The 14,087-nt window shown below is 56.8% G+C and carries 19 protein-coding genes; 2 read left to right on the forward strand and 17 right to left on the reverse strand.

The window, feature by feature from the left end; translation table 11 throughout:
• Nucleotide 1 precedes the first annotated feature (1 nt).
• The 17 genes from folD to D3H35_RS26480 all read right to left on the reverse strand — a co-directional run bounded on the left by folD (nucleotide 2) and on the right by D3H35_RS26480 (nucleotide 12,083).
• On the reverse strand, nucleotides 2-859 hold the full coding sequence (folD, locus tag D3H35_RS26400) for a bifunctional methylenetetrahydrofolate dehydrogenase/methenyltetrahydrofolate cyclohydrolase FolD (RefSeq protein WP_119152118.1): 858 nt from the start codon (nucleotides 857-859) through the stop codon (nucleotides 2-4).
• On the reverse strand, nucleotides 856-1,314 hold the full coding sequence (gene nusB, locus D3H35_RS26405; RefSeq protein WP_119152119.1) for a transcription antitermination factor NusB: 459 nt from the start codon (nucleotides 1,312-1,314) through the stop codon (nucleotides 856-858). The genes folD and nusB overlap by 4 nt, the downstream gene beginning before the upstream one ends.
• A 148-nt stretch (nucleotides 1,315-1,462) precedes the next feature.
• Nucleotides 1,463-1,693, reverse strand: a complete 231-nt coding sequence (locus tag D3H35_RS26410) for a DUF2273 domain-containing protein (protein WP_119152120.1) — start codon at nucleotides 1,691-1,693, stop codon at nucleotides 1,463-1,465.
• A gap of 15 nt (nucleotides 1,694-1,708) precedes the next feature.
• Nucleotides 1,709-2,272, reverse strand: coding sequence for an alkaline shock response membrane anchor protein AmaP (gene amaP, locus D3H35_RS26415; RefSeq protein ID WP_119152121.1), 564 nt, complete (start codon nucleotides 2,270-2,272; stop codon nucleotides 1,709-1,711).
• A 123-nt stretch (nucleotides 2,273-2,395) separates the two neighbouring features.
• On the reverse strand, nucleotides 2,396-2,806 hold the full coding sequence (locus D3H35_RS26420; RefSeq protein ID WP_119152122.1) for an Asp23/Gls24 family envelope stress response protein: 411 nt from the start codon (nucleotides 2,804-2,806) through the stop codon (nucleotides 2,396-2,398).
• A gap of 101 nt (nucleotides 2,807-2,907) precedes the next feature.
• Nucleotides 2,908-4,293: an acetyl-CoA carboxylase biotin carboxylase subunit gene (accC, locus tag D3H35_RS26425; protein WP_119152123.1), complete on the reverse strand. Its 1,386-nt coding sequence runs from the start codon at nucleotides 4,291-4,293 to the stop codon at nucleotides 2,908-2,910.
• 22 nt (nucleotides 4,294-4,315) lie between these two features.
• Nucleotides 4,316-4,798: an acetyl-CoA carboxylase biotin carboxyl carrier protein gene (gene accB, locus D3H35_RS26430; protein ID WP_119152124.1), complete on the reverse strand. Its 483-nt coding sequence runs from the start codon at nucleotides 4,796-4,798 to the stop codon at nucleotides 4,316-4,318.
• Nucleotides 4,799-5,166: 368 nt separating this feature from the next.
• Nucleotides 5,167-5,907: a Bax inhibitor-1/YccA family protein gene (locus tag D3H35_RS26435; RefSeq protein WP_119152125.1), complete on the reverse strand. Its 741-nt coding sequence runs from the start codon at nucleotides 5,905-5,907 to the stop codon at nucleotides 5,167-5,169.
• Between the two features lie 125 nt (nucleotides 5,908-6,032).
• A complete protein-coding gene (locus D3H35_RS26440; protein WP_119152126.1) occupies nucleotides 6,033-6,728 on the reverse strand; it encodes a SpoIIIAH-like family protein in 696 nt (231 codons plus the stop codon).
• A gap of 39 nt (nucleotides 6,729-6,767) precedes the next feature.
• On the reverse strand, nucleotides 6,768-7,424 hold the full coding sequence (gene spoIIIAG, locus D3H35_RS26445) for a stage III sporulation protein AG (protein ID WP_119152127.1): 657 nt from the start codon (nucleotides 7,422-7,424) through the stop codon (nucleotides 6,768-6,770).
• Nucleotides 7,425-7,437: 13 nt separating this feature from the next.
• Nucleotides 7,438-8,214, reverse strand: coding sequence for a stage III sporulation protein AF (locus D3H35_RS26450; protein WP_119152128.1), 777 nt, complete (start codon nucleotides 8,212-8,214; stop codon nucleotides 7,438-7,440).
• A gap of 12 nt (nucleotides 8,215-8,226) precedes the next feature.
• Nucleotides 8,227-9,453 (reverse strand): stage III sporulation protein AE, encoded by a 1,227-nt coding sequence (spoIIIAE, locus tag D3H35_RS26455; RefSeq protein ID WP_119152129.1) that lies wholly within the window; start codon nucleotides 9,451-9,453, stop codon nucleotides 8,227-8,229.
• 40 nt (nucleotides 9,454-9,493) lie between these two features.
• Nucleotides 9,494-9,883 carry a stage III sporulation protein AD gene (spoIIIAD, locus tag D3H35_RS26460; protein ID WP_119152130.1) on the reverse strand — a complete coding sequence of 130 codons (390 nt, stop codon included), beginning with the start codon at nucleotides 9,881-9,883 and terminating at the stop codon, nucleotides 9,494-9,496.
• A 12-nt stretch (nucleotides 9,884-9,895) separates the two neighbouring features.
• On the reverse strand, nucleotides 9,896-10,099 hold the full coding sequence (spoIIIAC, locus tag D3H35_RS26465; RefSeq protein ID WP_019007235.1) for a stage III sporulation protein AC: 204 nt from the start codon (nucleotides 10,097-10,099) through the stop codon (nucleotides 9,896-9,898).
• Nucleotides 10,100-10,114: 15 nt separating this feature from the next.
• Entirely contained in the window at nucleotides 10,115-10,633 is a 519-nt protein-coding gene (spoIIIAB, locus tag D3H35_RS26470; protein WP_119152131.1) for a stage III sporulation protein SpoIIIAB, read from the reverse strand.
• A complete protein-coding gene (gene spoIIIAA / locus D3H35_RS26475; protein ID WP_233568177.1) occupies nucleotides 10,626-11,717 on the reverse strand; it encodes a stage III sporulation protein AA in 1,092 nt (363 codons plus the stop codon). The genes spoIIIAB and spoIIIAA overlap by 8 nt, the downstream gene beginning before the upstream one ends.
• Nucleotides 11,718-11,819: 102 nt before the next feature.
• Nucleotides 11,820-12,083, reverse strand: a complete 264-nt coding sequence (locus D3H35_RS26480; RefSeq protein ID WP_119152132.1) for a YqhV family protein — start codon at nucleotides 12,081-12,083, stop codon at nucleotides 11,820-11,822.
• 152 nt (nucleotides 12,084-12,235) lie between these two features.
• Here D3H35_RS26480 and comA point away from each other — a divergent pair, with 152 nt between their 5' ends.
• Both comA and D3H35_RS26490 read left to right on the forward strand, forming a co-directional pair.
• Nucleotides 12,236-13,054 carry a phosphosulfolactate synthase gene (gene comA, locus D3H35_RS26485; protein WP_119152133.1) on the forward strand — a complete coding sequence of 273 codons (819 nt, stop codon included), beginning with the start codon at nucleotides 12,236-12,238 and terminating at the stop codon, nucleotides 13,052-13,054.
• An 82-nt stretch (nucleotides 13,055-13,136) separates the two neighbouring features.
• A complete protein-coding gene (locus tag D3H35_RS26490; protein WP_119152134.1) occupies nucleotides 13,137-13,595 on the forward strand; it encodes a DUF441 domain-containing protein in 459 nt (152 codons plus the stop codon).
• Nucleotides 13,596-14,087: the final 492 nt, after the last annotated feature.

Consider the following 14,087-nt stretch of genomic DNA (forward strand, 5'->3'; position numbering starts at 1 on the left):
GCTAGTTCAGCCCGCTTGCGATTTTGGCCGCTTTGAGCGTATTGGACATGAGCATCGTAATCGTCATCGGTCCGACGCCGCCGGGAACCGGCGTAATCCAGCTTGCCGTATCCGCGACATCGTCATAGTCGACGTCGCCGCACAGCTTGCCGTCCGGAAGACGGTTCATGCCGACGTCGATAACGACCGCGCCAGGCTTAACCCAATCGTGCTTGACGAGCTTGGCCACGCCGACCGCCACGACGAGAATGTCGGCTTGACGAGCCATCTCCGGCAAATTAGGCGTCTTCGAATGGCACATCGTCACCGTCGCATTTTCGCGAAGAAGCAGCATCGATACCGGTTTGCCCACGATGTTGCTGCGTCCTATGACGACAACGTGCTTGCCTGCCGGCGAATTGCCCGTCCGTTTCAACAGCTCGACGCAGCCGGAAGGAGTGCATGGAAGCAGCGCGTCGTCGCCGATCATCAGATTGCCTACGCTGATCGGATGGAAGCCGTCGACGTCTTTGGCAACCGCAATCGCGTCGATGACCGCTTTTTCGTGAATATGCTTGGGCAGAGGCAGCTGCACCAATATTCCGTGAATGGCGGCATCGGCATTATATTTGTCGATGAGAGCGAGAAGCTGGTCTTGCGTCGTATCGGCGGGAATCCGCACCACTTCGGAATAAAAGCCGAGATCTTCGCAAGCCTTTGCTTTGTTCCGTACGTACACCTGGGAAGCCGGATCTTCGCCGACGAGAATAACGACAAGTCCCGGACGGAGCCCCTTCTCCTTCAGCCTGTCCACTTCCGCGCGTATTTCGCTTCGAATCGTTTCCGATATTTGTTTGCCGTTAATAATTTGTGCGCTCATTGCTCCGTCTCCTTCCGCTGTTTGGCTTCCCGCTCGCGAACCATCCGTCCGAGCACGCCGTTGACGAATTTGCCGGATTCCTCGGTTCCGAAATGCTTGGCGACCTCGATGGCCTCGTTGATCGCTACTTTGGAGGGCACGTCGTCGCAGTACATGATTTCATAAGCGGCCAGCCGCAAAATTTGCCGGTCCACTCGCGACAGTCTGTCGACCTGCCAGCCGGTCAAATACTCCGCCAGCGCCTTGTCAATCTCTTCCTTGTTCGATTCCACGCCTTCCACCAATCCGCGCGTAAACGCGTCGATGCTCGCGAGCTCGGACACTTCGGTTCCGACCTCATTGTCTTGACGGGCGTCTTCGATGACGTTGTCGACGGCGATCTCTCCCGTAACTCCGTTCATCTCGATCTGGTACAAGCTTTGTACCGTTATTTCCCTAGCCAGTCTGCGCTTCATTGTTCCTCCCGATGATAAACCGACATACCGTTCTTATCCCTCTAGTATGGGGATGTATGGAAACAAAAAAACCTATGAGCGGTCCCCGCGCAAGACGATGGAACTTGGGAAGGTTCCACCGTTCCGCCCGCAAGAACGTTTCACAGGTTTATCGCGATCTTGGAAAGCGATCCGTTACCCATTCCGTCAGACGATCCCAAGGAAGAAGCGCTCCTGCGCGCTCATCCTTCTGTTTGCCGAACCAGTAACAGACGCCGATAATCAGCACGCAAAACAGCATGTCCCAAAAGCCGCTGATCAAATAGACGAGAGCGAACAAAAGCCCCGCCGCGACGCCGGTCGCCCGGCCGCCGTACGTGTCCCACCATATCTTCCACATGGGCGGTCATCCCCCCTATTCGACGCGGCTCTTGAAAGTAGTCGGCGACTGGGTCACGTTGGCGATAAAGACGGACACCTCGGCCACGGGAATTCCCGTCGCTTCTTCGATTTGCTGGGAGACGGTGCGCTGCATGTCCTCGGACATCGCAGGAATCGAGCCTTCCCCTTCGATGAATGCGCGGATCGTAATTTCCAGGCCGGATTCCGCGATGCGAACGCGTGCGCGTAAATCCTTGACGCCCTTCGTGCGGGAAGCGGCCTTGAGAGCGAGATTCTCGACCGTTTCGACCGAAATCCGGATATCTCCGTGCTCCGTGCGCTGATTAATCGTAGGAGCGGACGCTCCCGTGCGGCGTACGGATACGATGAAAAACCGAAGGCTTACTAAAAATAGAACGATGCCAACTCCGATTACGGTACCCTGGATAGAGCGGGACTCTCCCGTGAAATCCGAAACCGCATTTTTCAGGAAGCTTGTCTGAAAGGCCCCGCAGGCAGCTGCGATAGCGATAACCGAAGCGGCGCCGATTGCGATGCTGTAGAGAAACAAAAGCAGCCTGTCCAACATTCTGATCAACGTCTTGTCCTCCCGGTTCCCTATTCAATCGAAAAGTTCCCGACCCGCCGAAAGTCCCCCGTAAGCAATCCCTTCCGGGATATCCTTATCAGAGGACTGTATTTCGGCAGACCGGGGGCTTAGCTATCGGACACGCGTCTGCGTCTCTTCTTCTTCGGGCTTATCGTTCGACTTGCCGAAGTGGACGTCGTGAATATGTACGTTGACCTCCACCACGTTCAGACCTGTCATCGTCTGAATCGATTGCTTGACGTTGCGTTGAATTTCGGCCGATATTTCCGGTATACGACGGCCATAGTGGACGATAATGTTGACGTCGACGGCGGCTTCGCGTTGTCCTACTTCGACCTTAACGCCCTTGGACATGTTCTTCCGTCCAAGAAGCTCGGCTATGCCGGAGGAAATGCCTCCGCTCATACCCGCCACGCCTTCCACTTCCACCGTCGCAAGTCCCGCAATCACTTCAATGACCTCGGGAGCGATTTCGATGGTTCCCAGGTCCGTCCTCTCATAGTCCGGAGCCAACGTTTCCATGCGCAGTTACACCTCCGCTATACCGAATCCTCTGGTGATTCGGGTGCTCGCCTTCATTACTATAACTATAGCATTCGGGCATTATTATGACAAACATGTCCTTAGAGCTCGAATTCGTTGCCCGATGAGTCCGCATAAGGATCGTTGATATCGTGTTCCTCGAGAAATTTGATATCGAAGGTGCCTCTCTCGAAGATCGGATGATTCAACAGCTTCTGATGGAACGGAATCGTCGTCTTTACGCCTTCGATCATGAACTCCGACAGCGCGCGTCTAGCTCTGGCAATCGCTTCTTCGCGGGTCGGCGCCCATACGATCAGCTTCGCGATCATCGAATCGTAATGCGGAGAAATCAAATATTGCGGATAAGCGCCGCTGTCGACGCGAACGCCCGGTCCGCCCGGAGGCAAATAGAAGCCGATCCGTCCCGGGGAAGGCATGAAGTTGCGTTCCGAATCTTCCGCGTTAATGCGGCATTCGATCGCCCAGCCGTTCAGCTTAACGTCTTCTTGCGCGAAGGAGAGCGGCTCGCCTTCCGCAACGGCGATCATTTCCTTGATCAGGTCGATGCCCGTGATCATTTCGGTAACGGGGTGCTCGACTTGAATTCGGGTATTCATCTCCATGAAGTAGAACTGCCCGTCGGGGCCGAGCAAATACTCGATCGTTCCCGCTCCGGAATATTGAACGGCTTGCGCCGCGCGGACGGACGCTTGCCCCATACGTTCCCGCAGCGCCGGGGTCAGCACCGGGCAAGGCGCCTCTTCGACCAGCTTCTGGCGGCGGCGCTGCACCGAGCAATCCCGTTCGCCAAGATGGCAGACGTTGCCGTGCTTGTCGGCGATAATCTGGATTTCAACGTGCTTCATGCCCGTCAAAAACTTCTCCAGATAGACGCCCGAGTTGCCGAATGCTTTCTGGGCTTCTTGCTGTGCAGTCGTGATCTCGCGGACGAGCATCTCTTCGTCTTCCGCGATCCGGATGCCGCGCCCGCCGCCTCCGGCCGTCGCCTTGATGATGACCGGATAGCCTATTTCGCGGGCGACGAGCGCCGCTTCCTCGATATCTTCGACCAGGCCGTCGGAGCCGGGGATAACCGGCACGTCGGCTTCCTTCATCGTCTGCTTGGCAACCGATTTGTCGCCCATTCGGGTAATCGCGCTTGCGGAAGGACCGATGAACGTAATATTGCACGTTTCGCAGATGTCGGCGAAATCGGCGTTTTCGGATAGGAACCCGTAACCGGGGTGGATAGCGTCGCATTCCGTCAAAGTGGCGACGCTCATAATGTTCGTAAGGTTCAAATAACTGTCTTTGGAAGCCGTCGGCCCGATGCAATAAGCTTCGTCTGCCAGACGAACGTGGAGCGATTCCCGGTCCGCTTCCGAATAGACGGCTACCGTGGCGATGCCGAGCTCGCGGCATGCGCGAATAATGCGCACGGCGATCTCGCCTCTGTTAGCCACCAAAATCTTATGGAATTTCAAGATGGAGAGCCTCCTTTGGCGATTATTCCGTTTTGACCAGGAACAGCGGTTGGCCGAATTCGACGAGCTGGCCGTTCTCGACGAGAATATCGACGATTTCGCCTTTTACTTCGGCTTCCAAAGGATTCATCAGTTTCATCGCTTCCAGAATGCAAACGACGGATTTGTCCGATACGCGATCTCCGATGTTGACGAACGAAGGGGCCTCGGGAGAAGGCGAACGGTAGAACGTACCGACCATCGGCGATACGATTTTGTGCAGATTGGACGAATCCGCAGACGGCGTTTCCGTTGCCGGAGCGGCGACGGCTGCTGGCGCTGCGGCGGCCGGAGCTGCCTGTACGTATGTATGGGCAATCGGAGCAGCGGTCTGTACGTTGACGACTTCCGTGCGACCCGGCTTGCGGATGGCAAGTCTCGCTCCTTCGTTTTCGATTTCCAATTCGTGTACGGATGTTTGGTCAACCAATTTAATCAATTCTTTGATTTCGCTAAGCTTGAACAATGTCGGTCACTCCTTGAATTCGGGGTCCTTGTCCGAATAGACTGTTGGACGGCCACTATGTTCCCATAACGGAACTATTATATCACAAGTGTTGCCACAGTCTAGCCATTGGCATGAAACTGACTTCGTTTCAAGCGGCAATGCACATTGGTTGAACGATTAAATACGAACGAATAGTCTATAACGTTGCCAAGAAACGAAAAAATGGCGACTTCTAAGTAAAAGAAACTGTCGGGGGATTTGCCCCCGGCAGTTTCTTTTTTTTTAACGCTTGCTTACGGACGTACGATCCGCAACAACTCCGTTTGACGGCTTCGGCGGCCGCTAACGGATCTCTTGTCCATAGATCGGCTGCTCGCGACTTACGTTCAGTCCCGGCTGCGAAGCTTCGAAAGCAGGCGAAGAATTTCGATATAAAGCCATACCAGAGTGACCATTAATCCGAAAGCGCCGTACCATTCCATGTACTTGGGAGCGCCCTGCTGGGAGCCCTGCTCGATAAAATCGAAATCGAGCACCAGATTAAGCGCCGCAATGACGACTATGAAAAGGGAAATTCCTATTCCGAGCCAGCTGCTGTCATGAAGATAAGGAATGCTCACTCCGAAAAAAGAAAGCACGAACGAAAGCAAGTAGACGATCGCGATTCCCGCCGTGGCGGCGAACACGCCGAGCTTGAAGTTTTCCGTCGCCCGGATGAGCCGCGATTTGTAGGCAAGCAGCAAAGCGATGAACACGCCGATCGTCAGAAGCGAAGCTTGCAGCGTAATTCCTTCGAACTGGACTTCATAGCGTGCGGACAGCGCCCCGATAAACAGCCCTTCGAGCGCCGCGTATATCGGAACGAGATAAGGCGAGGTCGTCGGTCTGAAGCTGATGATTAGCGATAGGACAAGCCCTCCGATCGCCCCTCCGACCGCAATCGGCATAACGTTCCGTCCGTCGAAATACATAGCCCACGCGCAGAAAGCGGCGCCCAGCAGCACGGCCAGCGTAATGAACGTTTTGTTGACGGTGCCTTCCAGAGTCATACGGTCTTGTCCCGACAATCCTCTCGTCCGTTCGAACGTCTTTTCGTTCAAGGTCGGGTTTCCGGTACGTCCAATCACGATCGAATCACTTCATGCGTTTTTTGTCCCGATTTTACCATGGGTTGAACGATTTTCCAATAGCCGCGAACGAACGAGCCTCCCTGCCCGCCCATGGGCGGAGAGGGAGGCTTCGCTCGCCGGAATCATTGCGGAGCGACGAACTGGACGGTAACCCGATCCGGCGTTACGTTGAGCTCCTTGAGAGCCAAGGAAACGATGGAAACCGCTTGTTTCTTCTCCAGCTTCTCGGCTTCCACGACAACGCTGAAGTTGTTCTCGTCCTGAGTGACGACCGCATTGCCGTAATCCAGCAGCAATTTATCTTCGAGGCTCGTCATGCGCGCATCCAAATCCTCCAGACGCATCGATTCTTCCGCCGCCATCGTCGCTTCCTCCGGCGTGTTGCTCTTGGTGTCGGCAATGACGGCCAAATATTGCTCATGCAGCTTGGAAAATCTTTCGTTCTGTTCCATTTGCAGCTTGTCGAAATATTCGCTTCCCAGCTTTTTGATGACGGCTTCGTCTTTCTTTTGCGAAGCGTCCGTACTGTCCCCGGTCGCCGCCGCCCCAGACGCTTCCCCCTGGGCCTTGCCATCGGACTCCCCGCCTGCCGTCGTTCCCGTCGACTCCGTTCCCTCCTGCGAATCGACTTCCGTGACCGTGACGCCGTCCACCGTAGTTCCGGACGTCTTGGTCGCATCCGTCTGCTCGGCTTGGCTCTTCGTCCCGCTTGCGTTCTGCGAAGGGCTCACGTCCTCCGTGAACAAATAATAAGCGGAAAGGATTACCATAAGACTCAGCATCGACACCAGCCAGATCGTTTGCCGTTTGTTGTTCATTGTTTCATTCCTCCTAAAATAGGGTTTGGGATCAAAAGACTAGGATTTACGGGGGACGACGGAAATCCGGTGAATCGGCACGTCGAGCCCGCGAGATACCGCTTCGGCGATCAGACGGTGCACGGTGGCATTCTCCGCTCCTTTGGCGACGATGATAACTCCGCGCACCTTCGGCTTTAGCTTTTTGACGATAATCGGAGACTTGCTGCCGGACGATACCTCGTAGAGAACGACTTGGCCGTCGCGAGTCACATCGGTTATGTGTCGCTTGGCGCCGTTGCGGTCGGTTTCCTCCGTTATTTGGGATGTCGTCTTCTCGTTAAGTTGAACGACCGTCTCTTCCGTCGATTCGACGGTCACCATGACATCCGACGAGCCGACGCCGACCATCGTCTCCAGCATCTCCTTCAGCCGAGTCTCAAGCTGGGCTTCAATATCAGTGAAGGGATCGTCTTTTCCCGATTCTCCCCCGCCTATGAACGCTTCCTGCTGCTTCGGAACATCCTCGTCGCGATAAGGGGAATAGTCGGGCTGTTTGGAAGGATCGACCGTCTTGACGTTGAGCAAAGAAGCGGCGAGCAGAAGAGCGGCGCCAATGAGCCCGATGAGCACGAGCCACCGGAACGCTCTCACCCTGCGGGCTCCTCCGGGTCCTCCGCCGATGAACGTCTCCAGCTTCTGCAGCCATTTGGCCATGGCACACCTCCCTTCAATACTTGGTTGGGGCGTTCGTCTCGGTAACGACGACCGTGTCCGTCGGCAGGCCGTAACGAGCGGCGACGAACGCGGCGATGCGCGTACGGACTTGAATATCCGGCTCTGCTAGCGCGGGCTCGGCACCGTTCTTCGGCCTGAAGGAGTCCGGCCGCTCGCTTCCGGCGATATCCACCTCGACCGGGTCTACCGGCGCTACCGGCGCAATGTCGGCGATCGGCCGGGAAGCGGATTTTTCCGGGGAAGAGGCCGAATCCGCAATAGCTCCGCCTGAAGAATCGGCCTCTCCGGACAAATGGCCGTCCGCTTGCGGCGACGTTCCATCCAGCACGATGGCGACTTCCTTAACCAGCCAAGCTCCGTCCGCATTTCGATCCGTTTTGATATCGACGCTGCGTACCGGCCGGCCTTCGCTTTGCGCCACATCCGCCCGTATTTGTTCGGCCAGTCTGGCGGTAACGAGCTCGGAAGTTTGCTTCGCTTGCCGGTCTCTCAGCTTGGCGCCCTCTTGTTCGATCATCGCCAGCTGGTCGGGAGCGCCGCCCGGAGCTTCCTCCACCTGAGAGAGTCCTGCGGCCAATCGGTCGCCGAAATCGCCTTTCAGCCAGCCTAGCAGCGGCGTAATGACCGTAAGAAGGATGAACAAGCCCGCTACGAGCCGCACATATCGCTGCATCGTCCGATTCGGCAGCAGAAGATCGACCAAGGAAGCCAGCAGCACAACGGCGATAATCTGCTTCAGCCAGCCGGACAGCCCATCCATGATTCCCATGGTCTATCCCCCCTACCGAATCATCAGAGTCGCGTTGCCTGCGGTCAGGATGATCGTCACCGCCAGAAAAAACATTAGTCCGACCGAGGCGAGCGCCGCGAATACGTAGATAAGCGTCTTGCCGATCGTCTGCAAGCATTGAACGATCGGAGAATCGCCGAGCGGCTGCATGACCGCACCCGAGATGTTGAAAATAAGCGCGAGCGCCAATATTTTGATCGCCGGAAAAGCGCACAGGAAGAGCAGCATGACGACTCCCGCAATGCCGACCGCGTTCTTGACGAGCAGGCTGGCAGACATGACGGTATCCGCGGCGTCCGAGAACATTCGGCCGACGACCGGAACGAAATTGCCGGTAACGAACTTCGCCGTTCTCAAAGCGATCCCGTCGGTCACCGCCCCCGTCGCCCCTTGCACGGACAATACGCCCAAAAACACGGTGAGAAGCACGCCCAGCAGCCCGACTCCGACGTTGCGAAGCAAATTCGCAAGCTGCGTCACCTTGAATCGTTCGGACACCGAACTGACCAAATGGAGCACGGCTGAAAAAAACAAGAGCGGGAAGACGATCAGATGAATGAACGTCCCTATCGTATGGATCATAAATACGATTAGAGGATGCAGCACCGCCACCGACGTCACTCCGCCGCTGGCAGCCATGAGCGTGAGAAGGAGCGGCACCATAGCCAGCATGAACTGCACCATGCTGCTTATCGCGTCCCCTGCGTACGCCGTAGCCGTCCGAAAGCTGTTCACCGCCAGTATGAGCAGCACCAGGTAGGCGATCGCGTAGGCGACCTTGCTGACCGCGTTGCGTTCGAACGCATTTTGCATCGTTTCCAGAATCATGGTGAACACGGTGAGCAGAACGATCGTCACGAGCAGCTTTCCGCTGTACAGCACTTCATGCAGCAAAAAGCGGAAAAGCCCTCCCAATGCCTGTCCGAAGCCGAAAGATTTGCCCTCCGGAAACATTAGCTCCTTCAGCTCCGGCAGCTTGCCCTCGGGAAAATAGCCGCCGTACCGGTTTTTCAAATCGTTCCAGTAGCTCTCGATTTCGCCGACGTCCACATCCTTCGACTGCTCCTTTGCCAAATCGCCCGACAAGTCCGAGCTCGCCGCCGGCGCATCCGGAGCAGCCGCAGCCGCCTCTCCCCGCACCCAGCCGATCGCCGTTAGAAGAAGCGCGGCCAGCGGCAGAACCGCGAGCCATTTTCGCCATCCGCCCGCTCGTCTCATCGCGTCCCTCTCCCTCCCCCGCGGCTCCCCGAATTCGGAGTCAAGCGGGCAGCAGGTTCAGCACCGTTTCGATGATGACGCTGATAATCGGCACCGCCATGACCAGGATCAGGATTTTACCGGCAAATTCGATTTTGGATGCGATGCTCTCCATCCCGGCGTCCCGTACGATTTGCGCGCCGAACTCCGCTATGTACGCGATCCCGATAATTTTGAGCATCGTCTTCAGGTAGACCGCCGGAATGCCCGAACGATCGGCGAGCTCTTCCAGCACGGATACGACATTGTCGATTTTGCCGATGAGCGACAAGAAGATCGCGACGCCCAGAAACGCCGCCAGCAAAAAAGCGAACATCGGCTTCTGTTCCCGGATAACGAGAATGAGCACTGTCGTCAGCAAGCCGATCCCGACGATTTGGAGAATGTCCATCGGCGTCCTCCGCTACTGGAACAGGAAAATGGTTTTGATTTCTTGGAACAAGTCGTTAAGCAGACGAACGACCATGAACAACACGACCACGAATCCGATTACCGTCACCCAATGTGCCATGTCCTCCTTGCCCATCTGCTTCAGCACCGTATGAATCATGGCCACGATAATGCCGATGCCCGCGATTTGAAAAATGGTGCTGACGTCGATATTCATCGCTTCGGCCTCCCCTTACACCATCAGAATGACGACAAGGGCGGCCCCCAGCATGCCCAAGCTCCTGCTCAGCTTTTCATATCGCTGCTGCTCTTCCCGCGCGGTTGTCTCCTCCGTCTGCAGTTGAAGCATCGCCAGACGCACGTGCTTAAGCTGATCCTCGCGTCCGCTGGCTCCTAGAGTAGCTCCGAGACGAAGAAGCGCGTCACGCTCGGCGCTCTTCATCGCGGTCGAAGACCAACCGGCGTTAATCGCCGCTTCCCAGCTCTCCCGCACGGTGTTGCCCGCGCCTCCGGCGAGCTCGTCCGCGATACGGTCGAAAATTCCGGTTAGCGGAGGACCGAGCAGGTGGGCCATTCGTTTCAGCGCTTCCGGAAGAGGCGTTTGCCCGTAGCCGATTTCCGTCTCCAGCCGTTGCAGCGCATGCGTCAGCTGACGGATTTGGCGAGGCCGCGCGGCGAATCGGGCAGCCTGCAAATAGCCGATCATCGTACCCGCGAATAGGACGAGAGCCGCTCCGATCAGCTTAATCATGGCGATTCCCTCCTCCTGAATCCGGCTCATTCGGCGAACGGATAGAAGGAATCGGACGCTCCTTCGGCTTTCCTTCCGGGGCGTCCCTTGCCGCCGCCCGCATCCGCGCTCCGCCGCTTCTAGCTTCTGCAAGCGCGTCTTCCGCCGAAACGATTCGGTGCTCGACCCGTCCCCCGCTTCTTGAGAGGAGGACGAACGCTCCGAATACTCCGTCCTCGGCAAGCCTTGCCAGCACGGGGCGGGCGAACACGTCCGCCAAGCTCGTCGCGTGCGCCGTCGCAAGCACCCGGACTCCGGCGTGAAGCGCCTCGTTCACGGCGTAGGCATCCTCCGGACGGCCGATCTCGTCGACGACGACGATTTCGGGCGATAGCGATCTCACCATCATCATGATGCCTTCCGCTTTCGGGCAAGCGTCGAGCACGTCGCAGCGCGGGCCGAGATCGAAGGTAGGCACTCCTTTGTCGCTAGCGGCGATCTCCGACCTCTCGTCCACGATTCCAACCTTTCGTCCGCCCCATCCGGCGGCCCCGGGGTGATGCCACTCCCCGGAGCTAATGCTGCGAGCCATGTCCCGGATCAACGTCGTCTTCCCTTGCTGAGGCGGAGATACGATCAGCGTGTGGCGGATCGTTTTGGCCTTCCAGTCCAGCAGTCCCGGCAGTACGCCCGACGAGCAGCCTAATCGGGCTCTCGCAATCCGCACGTTGAATCCGGCGACGTCGCGCAGATGGGATACCGCCCCCCGGTCAAGCACGGTTCTGCCGGCCAGTCCGACGCGATGGCCCCCGGCCACGGTGATATATCCTCTTCTTAGTTCTTCCTCGACGGCGTAAACGGAATGGTTGGTTACGCGTTCCAGCAAATTCCGGCATTCGCCCGCTCCCGGCACATAAGCGGATCGATAATCTTCCGTCAGCGTCCCGTCCGGCTTCACAAAACCGGATCGGCCGCCATAGCCGACTTCTAGCGGACGCCTCTCGCGAACGCGAATTTCCTCCAGCGATTCGAGTACTTGTCCCGGCAAGAGCAGCAGCACTTCCTTGAGCGGGCCGGGAAACATTTCGATGAGCGACTGCAGCAAGCGCCACACCCCTTTTCTTGCCGCGGCAAGTTGGCCTTTTCTGATTCAAATGTATGCTTGACCGACTGTTTTATGCCTGCTCGGCCGACTCCGCCCGCTCTCTCATTTGCGCAAAATACCGATCAGCAGACATCCGACTCCCGCCAAAATCCATATGAATTTCGCAGGCGACAGCTTGTCCGCGATTCCGACGAGCCCGATCGCCGTCGTGGATATGAGAACGAGCGGGCCGACCAGCGCGAGCGTGGAATTAACGGTCAGAGCCTTCTGCACGTCATTCAGCTTAAGCATCACGAGCGCAGCCGTCAGCTCGAGACTGCCCGACAATATCCGGAGCAGCGCCATTCCGAAAACCGATTTATCCATTCGCAAGCCTCCAATCTATCGATTCCTTATCTACTCTATGCCGGCGTTTCGAAGAATAGTTCCTATTCTTGTTCGTCGGGGCACCGGATTATAGGCGAATGCATATCATGCTCTTATCATTCCACCTTGCGGTTAAACGAGGAGAGTTGATAATGGAAATATCGGCATTGACGAAATGGCCGAAGGCTTTGGCCGACCCAAGCGGAAGCAGGGCAAGCAAGCCCCGTTCCGCCGGCTTAACGATGGTGATCGACAAAGGGCTGGGCCTTCATTCTTTTGCGGAGTTGCTGGAGACGGCGGACGAATATATCGATATCGTCAAATTCGGATTCGGCACGTCGCCGCTCTACAAGACTCCCGTACTGCGCAGCAAAATCGAGCTGGCGAAGCGACACGGAATTACCGTTATTCCCGGGGGCACGCTGCTTGAAATCGCCGTGTCCAAAGATGTCGTTCCGGCTTTCTTCCGTCAAATATTGACGCTTGGCTTTGACGGAATCGAAGTATCCGACGGAACGATAACGCTCGGCCGCAAAGATCGGGACGAATTGATCCGGGACGGATCGGCGCTCGGCTTGCGAGTGTTCACGGAGTATGGGAAAAAGCTGTTCGGCTCCCGAATCGACGCGGAGCAGTTCGCCGAGACGGCGGAGAGGGATTTGGCGGCAGGTGCGGAGCTTGTAACGGTCGAAGCAAGGGAATCCGGCGTCGGCGTCGGCTTATTCGATGAACGGGGGATGTGCCGCCAGCAGGATCTGGAGAGCATGCTGCGGCTCATCCCCTTTCCAAGCCGCATCATGTGGGAAGCGCCCCAAAAGGAACAGCAGGTCGCCTTGATCAAAGCGCTAGGCTCGGATGTCAACCTCGGGAACATTCTCGTGAACGACGTCATGGCTTTGGAAACGATGAGAAGAGGCTTGCGCTCCGACACGTTCGATCATCGGCTTGCGTATTCGGACTATATGATATAAGGAAGCAAGCCCCGCGTTCTATTCGCGGGGCTTGCTCCATATCGTGATAATAAACCAAGGAAGGCGAGGAGCGTGTCCGGACATGAACGGAGAAATCGTGCTGGTAGCGCTCATCGTTATTGGATTGGCCGCGCGATCCCCCATCATCACAACGGCGGCCTGCTTGCTGCTGATCGTCAAGCTTGTCCATCTCCAGCGATATTTGCCGGCCATCGAGCGCCGAGGATTGGAGCTGGGTCTGCTATTCCTGACACTTGCCGTCCTCAGTCCGTTCGCGTCGGGCAAAATGCAGGCCAAGGACGTCATCGCGGCGTTTTCCGGATGGACAGGCTGGGTCGCGCTCGCCGGAGGGGCGCTAGCCGCCTATTTGAACAGCAGAGGGCTCGAACTGCTGAAAGTCGATCCGCAGATGATCGTCGGCCTCGTCATAGGCTCGATCATCGGAATCGTATTTTTGCGCGGCATTCCGGTCGGTCCGCTAATGGCGGCAGGATTGACGGCCATGCTCATTAAAATCGTACAGCTCATCGTCGGCAAGTAAGGTTCCTGTTGTCTTGCATCGTAACGCTGGCACCTCGTACCTCTGTTGCGCGCTCGGACACTTTTCCCGCCCAATGTATGCCACCTCGTACCTCTATTGCGCGTTCGGACGCTTTTCCTGCCCAATGCGTGGTACCTCATACCACTCTTGCTCGCTCGGACACGTGTCTTATTTGGCGGGGCATGCCGTCAATGGACTCGGATAGTAACCGAGAGTGCCTTATTTCGCCGCAATTTCGTTCATCCGTCCGAGATAGTAACTGTGAGTGTCTTATTTGGCGGGGAGCAGAACCGATGGGCGTGGATAGTAACCGAGAGTGCCTTATTTCGCCGCAATTTCGTTCATCCGTCCGAGATAGTAACTGTGAATGTCTTATTTGGCGGGGAGCAGGGCCAATGGGCGTGGATAGTAACCGAGAGTGCCTTATTTCGCCGCAATTTCGTTCATCCGTCCGAGATAGTAACTGTGAATGTCTTATTTGGCGGGGAGCAG

The organism is Cohnella faecalis (assembly GCF_003570905.1).
Taxonomy (GTDB): domain Bacteria; phylum Bacillota; class Bacilli; order Paenibacillales; family Paenibacillaceae; genus Cohnella; species Cohnella faecalis.